Origin of the sequence: Frankia sp. EI5c (genome assembly GCF_001636565.1) — a bacterium.
Lineage (GTDB): Bacteria > Actinomycetota > Actinomycetes > Frankiales > Frankiaceae > Parafrankia.
On the sequence record NZ_LRTK01000030.1, the window covers coordinates 50,032 to 71,448 of the forward strand.

Below are 21,417 nucleotides of genomic sequence, written 5' to 3' on the forward strand. Positions count from 1 at the left end.
NCCTCGGCCGCCCCGGCCTGACCGCCACTCGGTTCGTCGCCGACCCGTTCGGCGGGCCCGGCGACCGGTTGTACCGCACCGGTGACCGCGCGCGCTGGCGGCCGGGCGGCATCCTGGACTTCCTCGGCCGGTCGGATGACCAGATCAAGATCCGGGGCTACCGGATCGAGCCGGGCGAGGTCCAGTCCGTGCTGATGCGCCACCCGGACGTGCGGCAGGCCGCCGTGCTCGCCCGGTCGGACGGCGCCGGTCCGCCGCGGCTCGTCGCCTACGTGGTCCCCGAGCGGGACGGGCTCGATCCGGCGGAGCTGCGGGTGCACGCCGCCGAGTCACTACCCGAGTACATGGTTCCGGCGGCGGTCATCCCGGTGGCCGGCCGGCTGCCGATGACGCCCAACGGCAAGCTCGACCGGGCCGCGCTGCCGGTGCCCGACTTCGCCGCGGCGGCCGTCGGCCGGGCCCCCGCCTCGGCGGGGGAGGCGCGGCTTTGCGCGCTGTTCACCGAGGTCCTCGGGCTGCGGGCGGCCGGGGGAACCCCGGCGGTCGGCGCCGACGACGACTTCTTCGCGCTCGGCGGCGACAGCATCATCGCGATGCGGCTGGTGAGCCGCCTGCGGCGGGACGGTCACGAGATCCGGCCGGCGCAGGTGTTCCGGCACCGCACTCCCGCCGCGCTCGCGGCGGCACTCGGCCTGCCCGCCTCGGCCGGCGGCGTCGGCAGTGGTGCGCAGGCCGGCAGTGGTGCGCAGGCCGGCAGTGGTGCGCACGCGACTGACGGGGTCGGGACAGTGCCGCCGACGCCTCCGCTGCTGGCGCTGCGGGCGGGCGGCGGCGGCGTCGACGGGTTCTCCTCGCCGATGCTGCTGCGGGTCCCGGCCACGGCGACGCTGCCGGCGTTGCGGGCCGTCCTGGCCGCGGTCGCCGACCGGCACGAGATCCTGCGGTCGCGACTGGTGCGCCCGTCCCGCGGGCCGCTGCCCGACGACTGCCCGCCGGTCAGTGCCGACCGCGGCGAGGCCTGGTATCTCGACGTCCCACCGCCCGGCGCACCGGGCGTCGGCGGATGGCTGCGGCGGGTCGAGGTCGGCCCGGGGGACGACCTCGACCAGGTGCTCGCCGCCGAGGCGCGGCGAGCGGACGGGGAACTCGACCCGGACGGCGGGGTGATGGTCCGGGCAGTCTGGTTCGACGCCGGACGCACCACCCCGGGCCGACTACTGATCATCGTGCACCACCTGGTGATCGACGGGGTGTCCTGGCAGATCCTGCTCGACGACCTCGCGGCCGCCTGGCAGGCGCTCGCCGCCGGCGGCGTACCGACGCTGCCGGCGGTGCCGACGTCCTACCGCCGGTGGGCACTGGACGTCACGGAGCAGGCCACCGACTCGGAGCGCGAGGCGGAGCTGCCGTTCTGGCTGCGGGCGGTCGAGGGCGGCGCTCCGCTGCCCCGCCGTCCGCACCCCGCCGTGCCCGCCGTGCCTGCCGTGCCCGCCGCGGTCGCCGTGGTCGGCAGCGCGGCGGCGGAGCCGCTGGCCGACGGGGTGACCATCCGGACGGAACGGGAACCGGCCGCCACCACCGTGACGTTGTCCGCCGCCTGGGCCGGCGACATCCTCACCACCGCGCCCGCGGCCTGGCAGGTCGGGGTCGACGACGTACTGCTCACCGCGCTGGCGCTGGCGGTCGCCGACTGCCGGCGCCGCTGGGAGTCCGGTGCCGCCGAGGGGCTCGTGGTGGCGCTGCAGAGCCACGGCCGAGGAGACCTGGCAACCGGCGATCTTGACCTGACCCGCACCGTGGGCTGGTTCGCCGACGTGTACCCGCTCTGCCTCGACCAGCGCCCGATCGATCTGGCGGCCACGGAGGCGGCGGCGGAGGGCCGTACCGACGGCTCGGCTCTCCCGGGCTCAGGTCTCCCGGGCTCAGGTGTTCTGGGCTCAGGTGTTCTGGACTCCGACGTGCTGGATGCCGCGGTTGCCGACGTCCACCGGCGCAGGGCCGCGGTGCCGGGAGACGGCGGTGGGTACGGGCTGCTGCGTCATCTCAACCCGCGTACCGCGCCGGTGCTCGCGCGGGCGACGCCGCCGCAGGTGTACCTCAACTACGAGGGGCGCCTGTCTCGTCCGGAGCCCGCGGACTGGGATGTCGCGGTGGAGGACGAGGGCCTGTTCGCCGCCTGGAACTCCGAGCGGCCGGACCCGTTCCCATTGACGGTCATCATCCGGGCACTCGACCTGCCGGCCGGCCCCGAGATCGTCGCCCGCTGGACGGCGGGTGCCGACGGGCCGCCCGCCGACGCGGTCGCGGACTTCGCCGCGACGTGGGCGCGCGCTCTTTCCGCGCTCTGCGCGCGCGCCAGGCGGTTGCTGCAGCGCAGCGACTACGCCGATAGTTCAAGGTTTTAGGTTGATCGACCTAAAGGTCAGGCGTCGTCGCGACGACGACGTGAAGTCAGAGAGTTGAGGGGCAATGCGGGGTATTGCAAGGGCGTTGGCGGCGTTGTGCGTCGCCGGCGCGGTAATGACTGGGGCCGCGGCCTGCGGTGATGACAACGATGGCGGTGGTTCCTCGACTGGCGGTGCCGCCGCGGCCGGCTTCCCGGTGGAGATCAAGCACGCGTTCGGTACCACCACCATTTCCAAGGCGCCGACCAAAATCATCGCCCTCAGCTATGAAGAGGACACGCTGGCGGCGCTGGGAATCACCCCGATCGCCTACGCGGAGAACCCCTACAAGGAGGACGGGGAGTTTCCCTGGCTCAAGGGGAAGATCGACCTCGCCGACAGCACGGCGCTCGACACCAGTGGCGATCTCAACCTCGAGCAGATCGCCTCGCTCGCCCCTGACCTGATCCTCGCCACCAACTTCTACGGTCTCGAGGACTACTACGAGCGGCTCAGCAAAATCGCGCCGACCGTGGCCTACGAGACCGAAGCTGGCATCGCGACCTGGCAGGACGTGAGCAAGGTGATCGGGAAGGCCGTCGGCCGCGAGGCGGACACCGCCGCCGCGATCGCCGCCACCGAGAAGGTGATCTCCGACACCGCGGCGAAGCTGCCGGGGCTCAAGGACAAGACCTTCAGCTACAGCTTCTACTACGAGTCCGGTGGACTCGCGGTGATCGACGATCCGGAGACCGTCGCCATCCAGCTTTACGGCCAGCTCGGCATGAAACTCTCGCCGAAGGTGACCGCGAGCGTCGTCGACCGGTCCCTGAGCATGGAGAAGATCGGCGAGCTCGACGCCGACTTCCTGATGATCGGGTTCGCCACCGATGAGCTGGGCGCCGAGATGCGGGCGAACGAGCTGTACAAGAAGATCCCGGCGGTCGTGGACGGCCGGGCCCAGGAGGTCGACGCCTTCACCGCGGGCGCGGTGAACAACCCGACCATCCTGAACATCCCCTGGCAGCTTGAGCAGCTGGAGCCGACCCTCGCGAAGGTCGCCGGCGCCACGGGCTGACACCCGTCCGGCGGGTGGACGACAGCCGGGCTGCCGCGCGTGGTGAGCGCGCGGCAGCCCGGCTGCTTCGTCTGACGACCTGGGTGACCTGGGTGATCCGGGTGATCCGGTGACCGGGCGCTCCGCCGGCGGCGGGGTCGTCGGGTGCGTTGCTCAGGGTCGGTCGGTGAGATACCCGCCCATGGTGGTGAAGTAGTCGGTGGCGGCCAGTTCGCGGCCGTCGTCCAGGCGCACCGTGCGGATCAACAGGCCGTGGCTGCGCCCGTACCGCGCCTGCGCGCCGGCGACGATGACGACACCGTCCCCCTCTCGAATGAAGATCCGTCCCGGCGTGCCGCCGTAGCAGCCCCTGGAGACCTCCGCGGAGACGATGCGGACCCGCTCGCCGTTCCGGTAGGTGAAGGCGTTGGGGTAGGGGTCGCACTGCGCCCGTACGAGCCGGTCGAGCTCCTCGGCCGACCACGTCCAGTCGATGAGGCTGTCCCGCTCCGAGCGCTTGTGGAAGAAGCTGGCCTTCGAGCGGTCCTGCGCGATCCAGTCGGTGCGCCCGGTCGCCATCAGGTCCAGCCCCTCCACGGCCATCGGGCCGAACAGCGCGAGGGTGCGGTGGAACAGGTCGGCGGTGGTGTCGCGCGGGCCGACCGGAACCCGGTGCTGGAGAACGATGTCACCGGCGTCGAGCTCGTCGGTCATGATGTGCGCCGTCACGCCGACCTCGGGCTCGCCGTTGATCAGCGCCCAGATCAGCGGCGCGAATCCGGCGTAGGCGGGCAGGAGCGAGTCGTGGATGTTCAGCGTCCCCAGCCGGGGCAGATTGAAGATCTGCGGCGGGATCCAGGTCCGCCAGTTCGTCGCGACGATGGCGTCCGGATCGGCCGCCTTGAGCATCGCCATCAGGTCCTCGTCGTCCGGGCGGTTGCGGATCGCGAGGGGCACGCCGTACTCGGCCGCGAGATCGGCTACCGAGTCGTCCCAGATCTTCTCGTACGCGTGGTCGCTCTTCTCGTGCGTGACGACCAGGACCACCTCGTGGTGGGAGTCGAGAAGAGTCTTCAGCGTGCGATGTCCCCAGGTCTGGTATCCGAACATTACGACCCGCATGTCTGATGTCTCTCCTCTGGTCGCTGGAAAAGATCTTGCCGGGTGCGGCCCGGACGCGTCGGGCCGGGCGGCCACGCACGGGCGGCCGGGACGCACTGGAATTCGGGACGTGCTGGAATTCGGGACGTGCTGGAACGGCGGTTGCGGCGGAGCCGGTCGGCGGGGGAGCTCCGCAACCCCGCGCAGGCCGGGGTCGGCCAGGGGTCCCCGGGTCGGACGTCCTGACGGCCCGGCGGCGCCGCGGGAATCGGCGGAACGAATACGCCTCACTTAGGTGAGGCTTACCAATGTTGATGGGCTGCCTGGTTGGGTGTCAAGCGGTCAGCGCTTTCTGCATCCCTGGCGGCGGAATCCTGCGGTACACGGCAGCGCCCCATGTATGGGAGCCGTCACCGCGAACGGATGGCATCGGCATGGGCGAAGGCAATGGCAGATGTCAGCTGGCCGGGCCGCGGTTCGCTCCGCCCGGATGCGCGCCGTCCGCGGTGCGACGGCGGCCGCGATGCGGGGAGGCCGCGACGCGGGGAGGGGCGGTACGGAGAGGCGCGGTGCGAGGGCCGGTGTGCGGCCGCTGACCGCCGGCGGTCAGGGGCCGCCGGTCGCCGGAGTGCTCGGTGACACCGTCGAGCCGGGTCCAGGCGAGGTGGTGGGGCCCGGGCTCTGGGTGGCCGGGGGAGTCGTCGCCGGGGCCGTCGGTGTCGCGGTCGGTGTCGCCGACGGGGGCGGCGTCTCGACGGGCGGATCGACGATCGCGGGCTCGGTCTGCGGCGCGGGGACCGTGGCCCGGCGGGTCGGGCGGGGGTAGGTCGTCTGGGGCGAGGTCTCCGCCGGCTCGGGCGTCACGTCGGCGGTCGGGGGGGCGCTCCACGGCGTGGGCGCGAGCGACGGTGAGGGCGAGGCGCCGTCCGCGCTGGTTCCCCGCGGGGCATCCCCGTTCCCGCCCGTGAGCAGGATTGTCAGCAGGACCGCGAGGCCCGCGAGGGCGGCCACCGCCGCGCCGGCGATGATCGCGAGCTGTGGCGGCCGCCCGCCGTGAGCACCGCCGCGGGCGGAGTCTCCGCGGTGGTCGCCGCGGCCCGAGGGCGCCCGGTGGGAGGCCGGTGCCCGGCTCGTGCGCTCGGCGTCGCGCTCCAGTGGGAGCAGGCCCGCCGCCATGTTGGCGTCGTCCTGGTCGAAAAGGTCCGACGCCGGGGTCAGCGCGCCGATCTGGGTGAGATCATCGTGCGGGCCGGTGGACGGCACCGCTCCCGGGCCGGTGATGGGCGTGTGCCCGACCGCTGTCAGCTCGTCACCGGTCAGGGGCAGGCCAGCGGCCGGCGGCACGGGCGTGATCTCCCGGCCGGGGACGAGCCGGTCGGTCACGCCGATGTCGTCGGCGGGCGTCGGCTGCCGATCCGTCCGCGCCACGGCCGGTGGCGGTGGCGGTGGCGGCGCGGCGAGGTTCTCCAGACCGTCGTCCGAGCTGACCGGGTCCTCCGACGGCTCGGACGAACGGCTGCGGGGGTTCGTCACGACACTCGGGACCGGGTTGGCGTTGCGGGCGATCGGGGTCAGCCGGCGGCGGATCTCCTCGACGTCCGGGCGCAGCTCGGCCGGGCGGTCGAGCAGGTCGGTGAGCAGCCCGCGCAGCGGACCGGCCAGCCGGAACGGGCGGCGGCGACCCTCGACGACCGCGCTCAGCACGGCGTATGTCTCCGGCCCCTCGAAGGGCGGGCAGCCCTCGACCGCGGAGTACAGCGTCGCGCCGAGGCCCCACAGGTCGCTCGCGGGCGTGCCGGAGGACCCGCGAACCCGCTCCGGGGCGATGTAGGCGGGTGAGCCGACGAGCGCGCCGGTACCGGTCAGCGTGACGTCGCCCTCAGTCGCCGCGATGCCGAAGTCGGTGAGGCGGACGCGGTTGTCCCGGCCGAGCAGCACGTTGCCGGGCTTGACGTCACGGTGCAGCACACCGGCCGAATGGGCGGCGGCGAGCGCGTCGGCGAGTGCCAGGCCGATCGCCGCGACCTGGTCGAAGGGCAGCGGGCCGTGGTTCTTGATGGTGTCACCGAGGCTGTCCGCGTCGATGAGCTCCATGATGATCCAGTGCCGCTCGTGCTCCTCGACGACGTCGAAGACCGAGACGATGGCCGGGCTGTGCAACCGGGCCAGCGCCCGCGCCTCGCGCAGCACCCGCGCCCGAATGGCATCGCGCTCCGACTGCGCGCCGGCCATCGGCACCAGGATTTCCTTGATGGCGACGGGCCGCTGGAGAAGCTCGTCCTCGCCGCACCACACGACACCGGCGCCACCGCGCCCGATAGGTGCGTCGAGGCGGTAGCGCTGCGCTACGTAGCGGGGTGTGCCGTGCCGAGATGTGTCGGGGGGCACGCTCGCCGATCTGGCCATCGATTCAAGTCTGACAGACGAATTGGTCGGAGCGGACCTGGCCCCGCCGGCTGGTCAGACGGCGCTCGCGCCCGGGGCGCCTCATGGCGCCGGCCGAAACGTCGAGAGGAGCTGGCGCATCAGCGGCTGGTTCGCCGCCCACAGCTTCTCGGCCGTGTGCCAGTACAGAGCGTATCCATGCCCGTTTCGCACAGCGCCACGGTTGAGCACATGCACCGTCCCCCCACCGGAGGCGTAGGTGAACTCCCAGTCGGCCTGCCGTGAGCCGTCAGCCTGATCGCCTGGTTCGATCCGTACCCGCCGGTAGTCCCGCACCTGATTCCGGAAGCGTGCCTCGTTCGTGCGCCAGTCCTCGATGGCCGAGGTCTTCGCCGTCCCGATACTTCCGATGCGCATGAAGGTACCAGTAGCAGTATCCACGAAGTCCAGGTTCTCCGCGCCGCTCGGGCTCGGCCGGCGGTCCCAGGTCGCCGGATAGGCGATCGACCATCCGCTCGGATCGACGTACGAGACCCAGCCCGGCGCGGGAACGACCGGGGTGGAATCGGTCGCGACGGCCTCGCCCGCCTCGATCGCGGCCGCCCGGGGATCGACCGTCACAGTTGGGTTCGGACCGGGCACGGATGGTTCCTCGTCACCGCCACCAAGGAGCAGGACGGCGGCCAGGCCGAAAACGATCACGAGAATCAGGGCGACGAGAATCACAACAGGCCGCCGGGGGCGGCGGCGGGCGACGGGCGGAGCGCCGCGGTCGGCCTCCCCGGCGCCGGCGGCTTCTCCGGCGCCGGCGGCTTCCGTGGTGCGGGGGGTCTCGGCGGGGCTGGCGGTCGCCGTGGCACCGGCTGCCGCCGCGGCTTCGGTACCGGCAGCCGGCCCCGCGCTCGCGGTATCCGGAGCTGGGGCCGGGGTCACCGGCGGCGGCACCGGCTGGGCCCGGGCCGGGATCCCGCCGAGCGCCCGCATCCGGTCGAGCGCGCGCATCCGGTCCAGGGCTCGTGGGCGGTCGGCCGACCTCGGACCGTCCGTGTCCCGAGCACGCTCGGCCGCGGCGGCACGCCGTCGCTCCATCGCGCGGACCCGCTCCAGTCGGCTCGCGAGCCGGGAGGGAGACCCGGGCGAACCGCCCAGGGGGGCGTGCACGACGGTCGTCTCGGACCCGGGGGCCGGGGAACCCGTCGGCTCCGGGGGGGAGACAGCTCCGCCCTCGGTCGATGTGGTCCCTTCGGCGGTCTCCTCGGGTGCCGCCGGTGCGGCGGGGCCGCCCTGCGCCGGTGCTGGTGCTGGGGGTGCGGTGGTCGTACCGCGCATCGGCCCCATCAGCACTGTTCCGTCCACGGTGCTGCCGGAGGCGTCCACGGCGGAGTCGACCAGGACGGTCCGCGCTGCCCCCGGGTCGGCCGGAGCGGCACCGGAGCCGCGCTCCACGACGGTGGTGACGCTGTCCGCGGCTTCGCCCGGCCGCAGGACCGCCGTCGCGTCGACCGGTGCACCGGGTTCGGCCCGCGTCCCGGCGGCTGCCCGCGCTCCGGCGGCCTGCCCCCCGGCTGCCTGGGCACCGGCGGCCGGCCGGCTGACCAGCTGGGTGGCGTTCTCGGTGATCGGGGCACCCGCCGGGGCCGCGGCGCCGTCAGCGGGCGCGGGCGCCGCTGCCAGCGGGATACCTGGTTTCGGGGTGTTGGCCGACACGGTCGGGCGGGCCGGCCGGCTGCGGGAGCGGTGCGGGCGGGTCCGGCCCTCGTGCTCGAGGATCTCGCGCATCCGGGCCCGCGCGTGGGCCAGGCTCGGGCGCTGGGCCTGGCTCGGCGCCATCAGGTCGTCGATGACGGGCGCCAGCCGCCCCGCGGCGTGGAACGGCCGGCGGCGGCCCTGCACCACCGCCGCCAGAATCGAGATCGGGTCGTTCCCCGGGAAGGGGGAGACCCCTTCCACGGAGGTGAACAGGGTCGCCCCCAGGCCCCAGCGGTCACTCGCGGCTGTCCCGGCGTCGCCCCGGGCCCGCTCGGGGGACAGGTAGGCCGGCGAGCCCAGCACCATCCCGGTGCTGGTCAGCCGGGGGTCCCCGTGGCTGACGGCGATACCGAAGTCGGTGAGCCGCGCGCGCTGGTCCGCCGTCACGAGGACGTTGCTCGGCTTGACATCGCGGTGGACGATGCCCAGTCGGTGCGCCGCCTCCAGCGCGTAGGCGAGGCTGATGCCGATGCGGCAGACCTCCGTGACGCTCAGCGCCCCGCGCTCGTCGATGAGCCGCGACAGGGCCTGCCCGTCCACGAACTCCATCACGATCCAGGGCAGGTCACCCTCGGAGATGACGTCGAGCACCGCGACCGCGCCCGGGTGGTGCAGGCGGCCGGCGGCGCGGGCCTCCCGCAGGACCCTCTCCCGCGCCAGCTCGCGTTCCTGCTCGCTGCCGTCGTAGGGGAGCAGGACCTCCTTGACGGCGACCTGGCGGCGAAGCAGCTCGTCCGTCGCCCGGTGCACGACACCGAAGCCGCCGCGACCGATCACCCCGTCGAGCCGGTACCTGCGCCCGATGAGCGCACGCGAACCGGCTGAATCGGGAGCGTCACGGCGCGCGCCTGACATCGGCTGTCCTTTCCGCTCAGGTTGTCGCTCTCATGGGATCACACTCGGCGTGCCCGCTGACAGCGGGGCATGCTGGTCGCGGCCCCGGGCTGTGTGCCTGAGCGCCGGGTGCCGGCGGGGCCTCCTCGGCAGCGGGGCGGCCCGGTGGTCGACACTGCCCGGGGCGGGGGGAAACCGACCCGGGAGGGGTTCGTGGACGACAGTGTGTGGCAGCGGTTGCGCGCGGCGGCGGTGGGCGTCGCGCGGCACGCCTACGCTCCCTACTCGGGCCTGCGGGTGGGTGCCGCGGCGCTCGTCGACGACGGCCGGGTCGTCGTCGGCTGCAACGTCGAGAACGCGTCCTACNGGCTGACGCTGTGCGCCGAGTGCGGGCTGGTGTCGGCGCTGCGGGCAAGTGGCGGCGGGCGGCTGGTCGCCTTCGTGTGCGTGGACGGGACGGGCGCCCCGCTGGCGCCGTGCGGGCGCTGCCGCCAGCTCCTGCACGAGCACGGCGGGCCGGAACTCAGGCTCGCCACGGCGGGTGGGGTGCGAACGCTCGCCGAGCTCCTCCCGGACTCGTTCGGTCCCGCCGACCTGCCGCCCGGTGCGGGATTCGGGACGGGACCCGGTACGGGGCCGGCGGCATGAGCGCCGACCCGCGGACGACGCCGGCCGCCTACGACGCGGTCGACCTCATCCGGGCCAAGCGGGACGGTGGCGCACTGCCCGCGGACGCGATCGCCTGGCTGGTCGACGCCTACACCCACGGCCGGGTCGCCGACGAGCAGATGTCCGCCTTCCTGATGGCCGTCTGCTGGCGGGGTCTGACCGCCGACGAGCTGGATCACTGGACGGCCGCCATGGTCGCCAGCGGCGAGCGCGCCGACCTGGGCGGACTGCCCCGCCCCACCGTCGACAAGCATTCGACCGGGGGCGTCGGGGACAAGGTCTCCCTGGTGCTCACCCCGTTGGTGGCGGCCTGTGGCGCGGCCGTCCCGCAGGCAGCCGGCCGCGGGCTCGGCCACACCGGCGGAACCCTGGACAAGATGGAGGCGATCCCGGGCTGGCGCGCCGACCTCGACACCGGACGGATGCGGGAGATCCTCACCGACGTCGGTGGGGTCATCTGCGCCGCCGGCCCGCGGCTCGCGCCCGCGGACCGCCGGCTCTACGCCTTGCGGGATGTCACCGCAACCGTCGAGTCGATCCCGCTGATCGCCTCGTCCATTATGAGCAAGAAGATCGCCGAGGGGACGTCCTCGCTGGTCCTGGATGTCAAGGTGGGCACGGGCGCGTTCATGACGTCGATGGACGACGCCCATGAGCTGGCGCGCACCATGGTTCGTCTCGGCGACCGCGCCGGGGTGCGGACGCAGGCGCTGCTGACCGCGATGGACACGCCGCTGGGCCGCACCGCGGGCAACGGGCCCGAGGTGGCCGAGGCGGTCGCGACGCTGCGTGGCGCTGGTCCGGCCGATCTCGTCGAGATCACGGTGGCGCTGGCCCGGGTGATGCTCGACCTGGCCGGCCTCGGCCCGGTGGCGCCTGATCCGGCGGAGCTGCTGGCCTCGGGCGCCGCGTTCAAGGTGTGGCGCGCGATGGTCGCGGCCCAGGGCGGCGACCCGGACGCCGCGCTGCCGGTGCCCGCGTTCACCCGGGTCGTGCCGGCGCCGGCGAGCGGCTACCTCAGCCGGCTGGAGGCCCGCGCGGTCGGCGTCGCGGCCTGGCGGCTGGGGGCGGGGCGTGCCCGCAAGGAGGATCCGGTGTCGGCCGCGGCCGGGCTGCGGTGGTTCGCGGGGGTGGGGGAGCGGGTCCGGGCCGGCGAGCCGCTGATCGAGCTCTACAGCGACGACGAGTCGACCTTCCCGCGGGCGATCGAGGCCCTGGCCGGCGCTGTCGCGGTCACCGCGGAGCCACCCGCCTTCGCCCCCCTGGTGCTGGCCCACATCCGCTGACCTGTGACGGCCCGGTTGACCGGCGGCCCGCGGGCCCGGGGGCTAGCGTCTGGGAGGCGGCGCGGGAGGCGGTCGGGCCCGGCCACGGGTGGGTCCGGCCCAGTCGTGAGGAGGTGGCGAGCTGATCACCGAGGCCGAGATCCGGCAGGCGCCGAAGGTCCTGCTGCATGACCATCTGGACGGCGGGCTGCGGCCCGAGACCATCATCGAGCTGGCCGACGCCGACGGGTACACGGGCCTGCCCACGACCGATGTCGACAAGCTCCGGACCTGGTTCCGCGGTGGCGCGCACACCGGGTCGCTGGTGCGCTACCTGGAGACGTTCAGCCACACGGTGGGCGTCACGCAGACGTCCGAGGCCCTGGTCCGGGTGGCGCGCGAATGCGCCGAGGACCTCGCCGCCGACGGCGTCGTCTACGCCGAGGTCCGCTTCGCCCCCGAGCTGCACGGGGAGCGCGGACTGTCACTCGACGAGGTCGTCGAGGCCGTGCTGGACGGCTTCCGGGCCGGCTCGGCCGGCACCGGCCTGCACGTGCGCGCGCTGCTGACGGCGATGCGCCACCAGGCCCGCTCGCTGGAGATCGCCGAGCTCGCCGTGCGCTGGCGCGAGGCCGGTGTGGTCGGCTTCGACATCGCGGGCGCGGAGGCGGGCAACCCGCCTACCCGTCACCTGGACGCGTTCCAGTACATCCAGCGCGCGAACGGGCACTTCACCATCCACGCCGGGGAGGCCTTCGGGCTGCCGTCCATCTGGGAGGCGCTCCAGTGGTGCAACGCCGACCGGCTGGGGCACGGCGTGCGCATCGTCGACGACATCACGGTCGACCCGGACGGCAACGCGACCCTGGGTGACCTCGCGAACTTCGTGCGGGATGTCCGCGTGCCGCTGGAGATGTGCCCGACGTCGAACGTGCACACCGGGGCGGCGCCGAGCCTGGAACAGCACCCGATCGGCCTGCTGCGCCGGCTGCGGTTCCGGGTGACGGTGAACACCGACAACCGGCTGATGAGCNGGGTGACGCTGTCGAGCGAGTTCGCGGCCCTCGCCGAGACGTTCGGGTACGGCTGGTCGGACATCAGCTGGCTGACCATCAATGCGATGAAGTCGGCGTTCCTGCCGTTCGACCAGCGCCTCGCCCTGATCAACGACGTCATCAAGCCCGGGTTCGACGCGCTCGGGGCCGCGGCGGCCCCCGGCGGGCCGCCGTGCCCTGATCGGCCGTGAGAGGCTGAGCGGCATGACGGACGAGGGCGGCACGGTGACCGCCACCGCCACCGCCACCGCCACCGCCACCGCCGGCGCCACCGGCCTCGTCGCCGGTGCGGACGGCCTGCCGCGTTGCCCGTGGGCGGTGTCGACCCCGCTGTACGTCGAATACCACGACGCCGAATGGGGCCGGCCCGTCCGGGACACCGTCGGGCTGTTCGAGCGGATCACCCTGGAAGCGTTCCAGTCCGGGCTGTCGTGGCTGACGATCCTGCGCAAGCGGCCGGCGTTCCGGGCCGCCTTCGCCGGGTTCGACCCGGCGGCCGTCGCCGCCTTCGGCGAGGAGGAGGTCACGGCACTGCTCGCCGACGCGGGCATCGTCCGGAACCGGCGCAAGATCGAGGCCACCATCGCCAACGCCCGCGCCGTCCTCGGGCTGAGCGAGCCGCTGGCGGACATCGTGTGGTCCTTCGCCCCGGCGCCGTCCCGGCCGGCCCCCGTGACCGTCGCGGACGTGCCNGCGGTGACCGACGAGTCGAGGGCACTGGCCAGGGCGCTGCGGGCGCGCGGCTTCGTGTTCCTCGGCCCGACCACCGCCTACGCGCTGATGCAGGCCTGCGGGCTGGTAGACGATCATCTCGCCGGCTGCGTCGCCCGCGGCCCCGAGACCTGACGGCCGGCCGCCCGGCGGTCAGGTCATCCAGCTTCGGGTGCCGAAGCTCTGCACGGAGCGCGCGGCCACCCGGGACGCCTCGCCGAGTGAGCCGACCAGTTCGTCGGTCTCGATCGCGCCGTGGGCCATCATCCAGGCGAAGGCGCCGTGGAAGACGTCACCGGCGCCGAGGGTGTCACGTGCCGTGACCACCGGCGGCAGCACGTAGCCGCGCCGGTCCTTGGTCGCCCACCGGATCGGCCCCGGCCCGTCCGTCACGGCGACGAAGAACGGGCCGTAGCGCAGCAGCAGGTCCAGGATGTCCGCGCCGGGGTCGAAACCCGGCGGCCGGAACGCGGTGGAGCAGATCACGATGTCGACGAACGGCAGCAGCTGCTCGGTGCCCGGCTTCCAGCTCCCGCCGTCGAGCAGGACCGGCGGCCCGCCGCGCCGCAGCGTGCGGAGCAGTCCGACCGTGGCGTCCACCTGGTGGCCGTCGACCAGGACGACATCCGCGTCGGCGACGGCGGCGGCCGCCGCGGTGTTCGCCGTGCACCGCGGCACCATCCCGTGGGTCGAGGTCACTGCCCGCTCGCCGGTCAGTGCGGTGACCATGACCGCTGACATGGGGAGGGCATAGGAGGTTCCCGCCAGGCCGGCGAGATGGCCGGCGGCGGGGATCAGCCCGCCCGGGCCGGCGCCGGGGTGCCCGGCGGCCGCCCCGCCGTGACCAGGCGCCAGGCCGTGACCAGGCGCCAGGCCGTGACCAGGCGCCGCGCCGTGGCCGCCCGGCCCGCCGGCGCTCCCGTAGCCGCCGGGACCGCCGGGGCCGCCGTGCCCCAGGACGGCACCGTGCCCGACGGGGCTGGCCTGCCCGGCGTGCCCGCCCGCGCCACCGTGGCGGTGGCCGCCCGGCCCGGGACGGCCGGGAACCTTGCCGTGCGCCGGGGAACCACCGCCGGCCGCCCCGGGCAGCCCGTAGCCGCGGATGCCGCCGGCGCGCGCCCCGGCCGGCTTGTGCTGTAGGCCGTGCTGGCCGATCCCGCCGACACCGGCGGCCGAGTCGCCGGAGGTCTCGGGCACCAGCTCGATATGGCGGACGCCGTGGCGGGCCAGATCCGCGTGCACGAGCGCGGCGGCGGGAGAACTGCCGATCGCGCTCACCAGGCAGGGCCGGCCGCCGAGGTAGGCGAACGTCACCGCCGCGTTCGTGGCGGGGCCGCCAGCATTCATCGCGAAATCCCGGGCCACACACTTCTCGTCGGCACCGGGAAGCTGGTCCACGAGGTAGACCGAATCCAGCGTCGTCAGGCCGACGAAGACGCCTTTCATGGGCCCATTATCCGGCCTGGGCCGGAGTGGGAGGCCTGTTCAGGCGGGGGTGTCGAACCCGGCGAACAGGTCGCGAGGGCGCAGGACCCGGGCCGCCTCGGTGATGGAACCGGACAAGGAGGGATAGATCGAGAAGGTGTGCGCGATCTGGTCGACGGTGAGACCGTTCTCGACCGCGAGCGAAATTGAGAGGATTAGTTCACTTGCACGCGGAGCAACGATGACGCCACCCAGAACGCTGCCACTTCCGGGCCTACAGAACAGCTTCACGAAACCGTCCGATATCCCCATCATCTTCGCCCGGGGATTGCGGGCCAGTGGCACTGTGGTGACCTCGGCGGCGATCGCGCCGGAGTCCTTCATCCGCTGGGTCACGCCCACGGTCGCGATCTCGGGCTCGGTGAAGATGTTCGACGAGACCGTGCCCAGGCGCAGCGGCGTGACGGCCTCGCCCAGCGCGTGCCACATGGCGATCCGCCCCTGCATGGCCGCCACCGAGGCCAGTGGGAGCACTCCGGTGCAGTCGCCGGCCGCGTAGACGCCCGGCACCGACGTCCGGGACATGCGGTCGACCACGATGTGGCCGCCCGAGCCCAGCCGGACGCCGACGTCGGTGAGGCCGAGGCCCCTCGTCCGCGGTACCGACCCGACCGCCATCAGGGCGTGACTCCCCGTCACCGCCCGCCCGTCGGTCAGCTCGACGAGCACCCCGTCGCCGATCCGCCGGACCGACGCGGCGCGGGAGCGGTTGAGCACCTGGATGCCGCGGCGGACGAAGACATCCTCGATCACCCGGGCGGCGTCGGAGTCCTCGCCCGGAAGCACCCGTTCGCGGGAGGACACCAGTGTGACCTCCGCGCCCAGGGCGCGGTAGGCGCTGGCGAACTCGGCGCCGGTCACACCCGAGCCCACCACCACCAGGTGTTCCGGGATCTCCTTGAGCTCGTAGAGGTGGCGCCAGGTCAGGATCCGCTCGCCGTCCGGCTCACAGCCGGGGACCTCGCGCGGTGACGCCCCGGTCGCCACCAGCACCACGTCGCCGACGAAGGTCTCGCCGTCGGCGGTCTCCACCGCGTGCGGGCCGACGAGCCGCCCCGTCCCGTGCACCACCCGGACCCGCTCGCGCTCCAGATGGCTCTGGATGTCGGCGGACTGCGCCCGGGCCAGCGCGCGCACCCGCTCGTTGACCTGCTCGGGGTCGACCGACACCACGTCCGGCGGGGTGAGGTGCGACCGCCCGGTAGCGTCCCAGCTCCCGACCTCGACCCCGGGATCGCCATGTGGACGGACCCCGAGCGCCGGAGCCATCGCGAAGTTCGTCATCGTCTCCGACGTCGCGATGAGCGTCTTGGACGGGACGCAGTCGGTGAGGACGCAGGCGCCGCCGATGCCGTCCGAGTCGATCACTGTCGCGGTCGCGCCGAGCGACGCGGCGACCAGGGCGGCTTCGTAGCCGCCCGGCCCGCCGCCAAGGATGACGATGCGCGTCACGTGGGGTCCTCCCATGGCTTCGTGTTACCCCCTCCAGTCTGCCCCTCCGCAGACGTCCCTCTCGTCCCGGTCCGGACCCCTCCGTAGTATCTCCACCGACGTCGGACGACCCTCCGTGACGTCGGCCCATCCCGTGACCCATCCCCGCGACGCCGGCGGCCGCACCCGGCGTGGCAGCCACCCCGCGCAGCGCACCAGGCGGGGAGATCGGAAGACCCCGACGATGACGAAGTACGCCGCCTACGCGAGCAACCTCGATCCGGCGCACATGCAGGAGCGCGCGCCGCACTCCCCGGTGATCGGCACCGGGTGGATCCGAGGCTGGCGCCTGACCTTCGGTGGTGAGAGCGTCGGCTGGGACGGAGCGCTCGCGACCATCGTCGAGGCCCCGGGCGCCCATGTGTACGTGCTGCTCTACGACCTGGACCGGTACGACCTGGAGCGGCTGGACGTCTGGGAGGGCGCCGACACCGGCCTGTACACCCGGATCCGGGTGCGGGTCTCGACGCTGGACGGCGAGAGCCTGGCCTGGACGTACGTGCTCAACGCCTACGAGGGCGGGCTGCCGTCACGCAACCACGTGGACAAGATCGCCGACGCGGCGGAGAAGGCGGGCGCGCCGTCCGAGTACGTCCTCGAACTGCGCAGCCGCCCGACCGCGTGAGCTGACCGCGCTCGCCGGCCGCCGCCGGTGGGCCGGCCGCTCAGGTGACCAGCCCCTCCGTGCGGGCCGGATCGGCATAACGGTCGAGCAGCTCACCGGCCGCGGCGGACAGGAACCGCACCCCCACGCCGATGGCCCGCTCGTCCACGTCGAAACTGCCCTGGTGGAGGTCGTAGGTGGGGCCGCCGGGCGTGCGGGTGCCCAGCCGGGCCAGCCCGCCGGGCACGTGGGTGAGGTACCAGCCGAAGTCCTCGCCGCCCAGTGACTGGGCCACGGACGTGGCCGCCTCGTGCCCGAACACCGCGTCGACGACCGCGGCGAAGGCGTCCACGACGTCGGTGTGGTTGACCACCGGGGGCACACCGCGCACGTAGTCCACGGCGATCTGCGCGCCGTAGGGTGCCACGAGCTGCTCGGCGAGCAGCTCGACCAGCTCGGGGGCCGCCTCCCAGGTCTCCCTGGAAAGGGTGCGGATCGTTCCCCGCAGCTTGCCGGTTCGTGGGATGGCGTTGGCCACCGTGCCGGCCTGTACCACGCCCCAGACCAGCGAGAGCGCCGAGCGGGGGTCGACCCGCCGGGACAGCGCGGCGGGCAGGTCGACCGCGAGCCGGGCCAGCGCGTAGACCAGATCCACCGTGTTCTGCGGGCGCGAGGTGTGCCCGCCCGGCCCGGCCAGGGTGATCTCCACCGCATCCGCGGCGGAGGTGATCGGGCCGGAGCGCAGCCCGATCGTGCCCGCGTCGAGCGCCGGGTCACAGTGCATGGTGATGGCGGCCGTCACCGGTTTGAGCACGCCCGCGTCGATCACGTCGAGCGCGCCCCCGGGCATGGTCTCCTCCGCCGGCTGGAAGAGCAGGCGGACGGTCCCGGGCAGCGGATGCGCCCGCGCGTAGGCGGCGAGCGCGAGACCGGCTCCGAGCGTGACGGTGGTGTGCACGTCATGCCCGCAGGCATGGGCGACTCCCGGCACCGTGGAGCGGTAGGCCACGTCCTTGACGTCGGGCAGCGGCAGCGCGTCCAGGTCGGCGCGCAGCATGATGACCGGGGCGCCCGAGTCCACTCCCGGGCCGATGTCGCACCACAGGCCCGGCACGTCGGGAAACCGCTGCGGGCTCAGCCCGGCGGCAAGCAGCTGCTCCTCGACCACACCCGTCGTGCGGTGCTCCTGGCGGCCGAGCTCCGGGTGGGCGTGCAGATCACGCCGCAGCGAGATCAGGTCGTGCTCGTGTTCCGCCAGCCAGGCCGCCGCGGCGGGCGCCACCGCCGCGGCGGTCCTGTGCGTCAGTTCCGATGTCATCTACTGGGCCGGGCCCTCCGCCGCCGAATACTCCGGCCGGCTACGGCTACCCGGAGGTCACCGGCCGTCCCGAGTTCATCTCCGCCAGCAGCGTATCCACCACGGCGGTGAGGTCCCCGCCGGCCCGCCGCGCGGCGGCCTCCTGCCGGGTGTGGCTGGCACCGTCGGTGAGGATCCGGTGCACGTCGGTGAGCTCGTCGGCGCAGCCGAGCCGGCGGGCCACCGGCAGGAGATCGTCGACGAGGTCGGCGATCTCGGCCCGCACCGGGCGGACCGCGCCGTGGTCGTCCACCACGATCTCGGCGTCCAGCCCGTAGCGGGCGGCGCGCCACTTGTTCTCCTGCACCACCCAGCGGTGTGGCGTCGGCAGCGTGTACCCGCGGTCCAGCTGGGTGTTCATCCGGTCGATGATGCACTGGGCGAGCGCCGCGACCGCGCCGATCTCCATCAGGGTGGGAAGTCCGTCACAGATCCGCAGCTCCACCGTCCCGAAGTTCGGGTGCGGACGGATATCCCACCAGACTTCCCGGATCGTCTCGATGGTGCCGGCGGTGACCAGGGTNTCCATGAACCCCTCGAAGGCGGCCCAGTCGTGCAGTGGATAGGGCAGGCCGGCGGTCGGCAGGCTCTCGAAGATCTGGGAACGGGACGACGCCAGCCCGGTGTGCGCACCCTTCCAGTAGGGCGACGAGGCGGACAGCGCCAGGAAATGCGGTATATAGGACATCAGCGCGTTCACGATGGGCATGGCCTTCTCGGCGGAACGGACCCCGACGTGCACGTGCACCCCGAAGATGAGCAGCCGGCGCGCCAGCCACTGCATCTGCCCCACCAGGCGCTCGTACCGCTCGTCGACGGTGATCCGCTGCGTGGTGTAGTCGCTGATCGGGTGCGTCCCGGAGCACATCAGCCCCAGCCCGCGGCGTTCGGCGAGGTCACGCAGGGGGTCCACGGTGCCGGCCAGGTCGGCCAGCGCCTCCGGGACGGTCCGGCACACGCCGGTGATGACCTCGATCGTCGACTCGAAGAGTTCGTGCTTGGCCTTGGCCGCGCTCTCGTCACCGACCTTCGCCCGCAGGTCGTCGAGGATCTCGGACGCGCCGCAACGCAGCTGGCGGCTCTGTAGATCGACGAGTTCGAGCTCCCACTCGATTCCCAGGCTAGAACTCGGCGACGGCGAGAAGGGAATGTGCACCGCGGCTCCTCCGGGTGAGCGGGCACGCCGAGAGGCGAACCCGGAACTCGGGCAGCGAGCTCTCCGGGCTGGTTACCCAGATCGCGCGGTCGTACCCCGGCTGGACACCGACAACGGGCGCCTTTGTCGCCACTGGCCGAACCGCGTGCACCGATGTACCCGGATCTGCTCCGACTCGGAAACATGCTAAGGCCACATTTGTGGCCTGTATCACGAAGCCGTGAACCTGGTGATTTTCGTCCCCGGTGTATTCGCGGTCAGGACGACGCGCGGGGCGCGGCGGGGACCGCCGGCGGCGCGACCACCCGGATGCCGAGCTCGCGCAGCTGCCGCTCGTCGACGGCGGTCGGCGCGCCCGTCATCGGGTCGAGCCCGGACTGCGTCTTCGGGAAGGCGATGACCTCGCGGATGTTGTCCTCGCCGGCGAGGATCGCGACCAGGCGGTCGATGCCGAACGCGAAACCCCCGTGCGGCGGCGCTCCGTACCCGAACGGGGTCAGGAAGAACCCGAACCGCGCCTGGGCCTGTTCGNGGGAGATGCCGAGCAGGCCGAAGATCCGCTGCTGCAGGTCGCTCTCGTGGATCCGGATCGACCCCGAACCAAGCTCCCACCCGTTCAGGACGAGGTCATAGGCCAGGCTGCGCACGGCCAGCGGGTCGGACTCCATCTTCTCGACGTCGCTGGGATGCGGCCGGGTGAAGGGGTGGTGCCCCGGCTTCGGTCGCCCGGTGGCCGCGTCCACCCCGACGAACAGCGGGAAGTCGACCACCCAGACGAACCGCAGCTCGCCCTCCCCGGCCGGCGGCCGGCCGAGATCGTTGCGCAGCTGGCCGAGGACCTCGCAGGCGGTCTCCCACTCGTCCGCGACGAGCAGCAGCAGATCTCCCTCGCTCGCCTCGGTCGCGCTGACGATGGCCGCGAGCTCCTCGGGTGAGAGGAACTTCGCGACCGGCGACTCCAGCACGCCGCCCGCGGCGACCCGCATCCACACCAGGCCCTTCGCGCCGAGCTTCTTGGCGCGGTCGGTGAGGGTGTCCAGCGCCTTGCGGTTGTGCGTGGCCGACCCGCCCGGGACGCGGATGCCCTTGACCGCCGGAGCTCCGGAGAACGCCTTGAAACCGCTGTTGGTGAAGATGGCGGTGAGTTCGACGAGCTCCATGCCGAACCGCAGGTCGGGCTTGTCGACGCCGAACCGGTTCATCGCCTCGTGCCAGGTGATCCGCTCGATCGGCCGCAGGGCCCGCCCGGAGCCGGCCCCCGCCCCGGCCGCTTCGGCCGCGCCGAGCACGGCCGAGGAGACCACATCCAGGACGTCGTCGACGCCGACGAAGCTCATCTCCAGGTCAAGCTGGGTGAACTCGTACTGGCGGTCGGCCCGCAGGTCCTCGTCGCGCAGGCAGCGGGCGAGCTGGAAGTACCGGTCCGTACCGCCGACCATCAGCAGCTGCTTGAACAGCTGGGGCGACTGCGGCAGGGCGTAGAAGCTGCCGGGGGCCTGGCGGGACGGGACGACGAACTCGCGCGCGCCCTCCGGCGTCGAGGGCATCAGCAGCGGTGTCTCGACCTCGACGAACCCCCGGTCGGCGAACGCCGCCCGCAGCGCGCCGAGAACGGCGGAACGGGTGCGCAGGTTGCGCTGCATCCGCTCCCGGCGCAGGTCCAGGTACCGGTAGGTGAGCCGGGTGCCCTCGTCGACGGAGTCGGCGCGGTCGTCCAGCGGGAACGGCGGCGGGGCCGCGGCGGAGAGGACCTCGACGGAACAGTCGGTCAGCTCGACGTCGCCGGTCGCCAGCACGGCGTTCGCGGTTCCCTCGGGGCNGGCGGAGACCGTGCCCGTGATCCGCAGGACGTACTCGGAACGGGCGTCCACGGAGCCGTCCACGACGCACTGCAGCAGCCCTGAATGGTCCCGCAGGTCGACGAACATCAGGGACTGGCCGTGCTGACGCCGGTGGGCGACCCACCCGCACACGGTCACCCGCTGGCCGGCATTCCCGAGCCTCAGATCACCGCACAGGTGGGTACGCATCACGGTGCTGTGCGTTCCGGGCGTGCTGGAGGCTGTCGACATCGCCATCCGTCCTGTGTCACCACGTGCTGATGCTGCGGCATC

13 protein-coding genes and 8 pseudogenes are annotated in these 21,417 nt (G+C 73.2%); 10 read left to right on the forward strand and 11 right to left on the reverse strand.

What is annotated here, in order from left to right; genetic code table 11:
• Position 1: 1 nt before the first annotated feature.
• Together UG55_RS37735 and UG55_RS15815 are read left to right on the forward strand one after the other, a co-directional pair.
• Positions 2–2,405: pseudogene (locus UG55_RS37735) on the forward strand (condensation domain-containing protein); the annotation flags it as partial.
• Between the two features lie 115 nt (positions 2,406–2,520).
• On the forward strand, positions 2,521–3,462 hold the full coding sequence (locus UG55_RS15815) for an ABC transporter substrate-binding protein (RefSeq protein WP_242424576.1): 942 nt from the start codon (positions 2,521–2,523) through the stop codon (positions 3,460–3,462).
• A gap of 153 nt (positions 3,463–3,615) precedes the next feature.
• On the opposite strand, the gene UG55_RS15820 is transcribed toward UG55_RS15815, so the two are convergent.
• The 3 genes from UG55_RS15820 to UG55_RS15830 all read right to left on the reverse strand — a co-directional run bounded on the left by UG55_RS15820 (position 3,616) and on the right by UG55_RS15830 (position 9,531).
• Entirely contained in the window at positions 3,616–4,563 is a 948-nt protein-coding gene (locus UG55_RS15820) for a methionyl-tRNA formyltransferase (protein ID WP_066069218.1), read from the reverse strand.
• Positions 4,564–5,148: 585 nt separating this feature from the next.
• Complete coding sequence (locus UG55_RS15825) at positions 5,149–6,948, reverse strand: serine/threonine-protein kinase (RefSeq protein WP_066069221.1); 1,800 nt, start codon at positions 6,946–6,948, stop codon at positions 5,149–5,151.
• An 81-nt stretch (positions 6,949–7,029) separates the two neighbouring features.
• On the reverse strand, positions 7,030–9,531 hold the full coding sequence (locus UG55_RS15830; RefSeq protein ID WP_066069224.1) for a serine/threonine-protein kinase: 2,502 nt from the start codon (positions 9,529–9,531) through the stop codon (positions 7,030–7,032).
• Positions 9,532–9,723: 192 nt separating this feature from the next.
• Here UG55_RS15830 and UG55_RS37740 point away from each other — a divergent pair.
• The 7 genes and pseudogenes from UG55_RS37740 to UG55_RS37755 form a co-directional block, all read left to right on the forward strand.
• Positions 9,724–9,876, forward strand: a pseudogene (locus UG55_RS37740) (cytidine deaminase); the annotation flags it as partial.
• A gap of 1 nt (position 9,877) precedes the next feature.
• Positions 9,878–10,158 (forward strand): annotated as a pseudogene (locus UG55_RS37745) (cytidine deaminase); the annotation flags it as partial.
• The gene (locus UG55_RS15840) at positions 10,155–11,465 is read left to right on the forward strand and encodes a thymidine phosphorylase (protein WP_066069226.1); all 1,311 of its coding nucleotides are present in this window, start codon (positions 10,155–10,157) and stop codon (positions 11,463–11,465) included. The pseudogene UG55_RS37745 and the gene UG55_RS15840, both read left to right, overlap by 4 nt.
• Positions 11,466–11,586: 121 nt before the next feature.
• The coding region (locus UG55_RS15845; protein ID WP_242424614.1) for an adenosine deaminase at positions 11,587–12,477 on the forward strand (891 nt) is incomplete at its 3' end.
• Position 12,478: 1 nt separating this feature from the next.
• Positions 12,479–12,690, forward strand: a pseudogene (locus UG55_RS37750) (hypothetical protein); the annotation flags it as partial.
• A gap of 13 nt (positions 12,691–12,703) precedes the next feature.
• Positions 12,704–13,191 (forward strand): DNA-3-methyladenine glycosylase I (locus UG55_RS15850; RefSeq protein ID WP_242424578.1); only part of this gene is annotated, 488 nt, incomplete at its 3' end.
• A 1-nt stretch (position 13,192) separates the two neighbouring features.
• A pseudogene (locus tag UG55_RS37755) lies at positions 13,193–13,345 on the forward strand (DNA-3-methyladenine glycosylase I); the annotation flags it as partial.
• An 18-nt stretch (positions 13,346–13,363) separates the two neighbouring features.
• Here UG55_RS37755 and UG55_RS15855 read toward each other — a convergent pair.
• Positions 13,364–14,656 carry a PfkB family carbohydrate kinase gene (locus UG55_RS15855; RefSeq protein WP_066069236.1) on the reverse strand — a complete coding sequence of 431 codons (1,293 nt, stop codon included), beginning with the start codon at positions 14,654–14,656 and terminating at the stop codon, positions 13,364–13,366.
• Between the two features lie 39 nt (positions 14,657–14,695).
• The gene (locus UG55_RS15860; protein WP_066069238.1) at positions 14,696–16,147 is read right to left on the reverse strand and encodes an NAD(P)H-quinone dehydrogenase; all 1,452 of its coding nucleotides are present in this window, start codon (positions 16,145–16,147) and stop codon (positions 14,696–14,698) included.
• A gap of 223 nt (positions 16,148–16,370) precedes the next feature.
• Between UG55_RS15860 and UG55_RS15865 the strand changes: the two genes are divergently transcribed.
• On the forward strand, positions 16,371–16,811 hold the full coding sequence (locus UG55_RS15865; protein ID WP_066069390.1) for a gamma-glutamylcyclotransferase: 441 nt from the start codon (positions 16,371–16,373) through the stop codon (positions 16,809–16,811).
• A 40-nt stretch (positions 16,812–16,851) separates the two neighbouring features.
• Here UG55_RS15865 and UG55_RS15870 read toward each other — a convergent pair whose 3' ends face one another.
• From UG55_RS15870 to UG55_RS37775, 6 genes and pseudogenes are all read right to left on the reverse strand, one after another.
• A complete protein-coding gene (locus UG55_RS15870) occupies positions 16,852–18,108 on the reverse strand; it encodes an amidohydrolase (protein ID WP_066069243.1) in 1,257 nt (418 codons plus the stop codon).
• Positions 18,109–18,154: 46 nt separating this feature from the next.
• On the reverse strand, positions 18,155–18,670 hold a 516-nt coding region (locus tag UG55_RS37760; RefSeq protein ID WP_242424580.1), incomplete at its 5' end, for a glutamate-cysteine ligase family protein.
• A gap of 1 nt (position 18,671) precedes the next feature.
• Positions 18,672–19,303, reverse strand: a pseudogene (locus tag UG55_RS37765) (YbdK family carboxylate-amine ligase); the annotation flags it as partial.
• Positions 19,304–19,560: 257 nt separating this feature from the next.
• Positions 19,561–19,834, reverse strand: a 274-nt coding sequence (locus UG55_RS37770) for an amino acid--tRNA ligase-related protein (protein WP_304440416.1), incomplete at its 5' end; no start/stop codon positions are given.
• Position 19,835: 1 nt separating this feature from the next.
• A pseudogene (gene aspS, locus UG55_RS15880) lies at positions 19,836–21,122 on the reverse strand (aspartate--tRNA ligase); the annotation flags it as partial.
• 1 nt (position 21,123) lies between these two features.
• Positions 21,124–21,375: pseudogene (locus tag UG55_RS37775) on the reverse strand (OB-fold nucleic acid binding domain-containing protein); the annotation flags it as partial.
• Positions 21,376–21,417 lie beyond the last annotated feature (42 nt).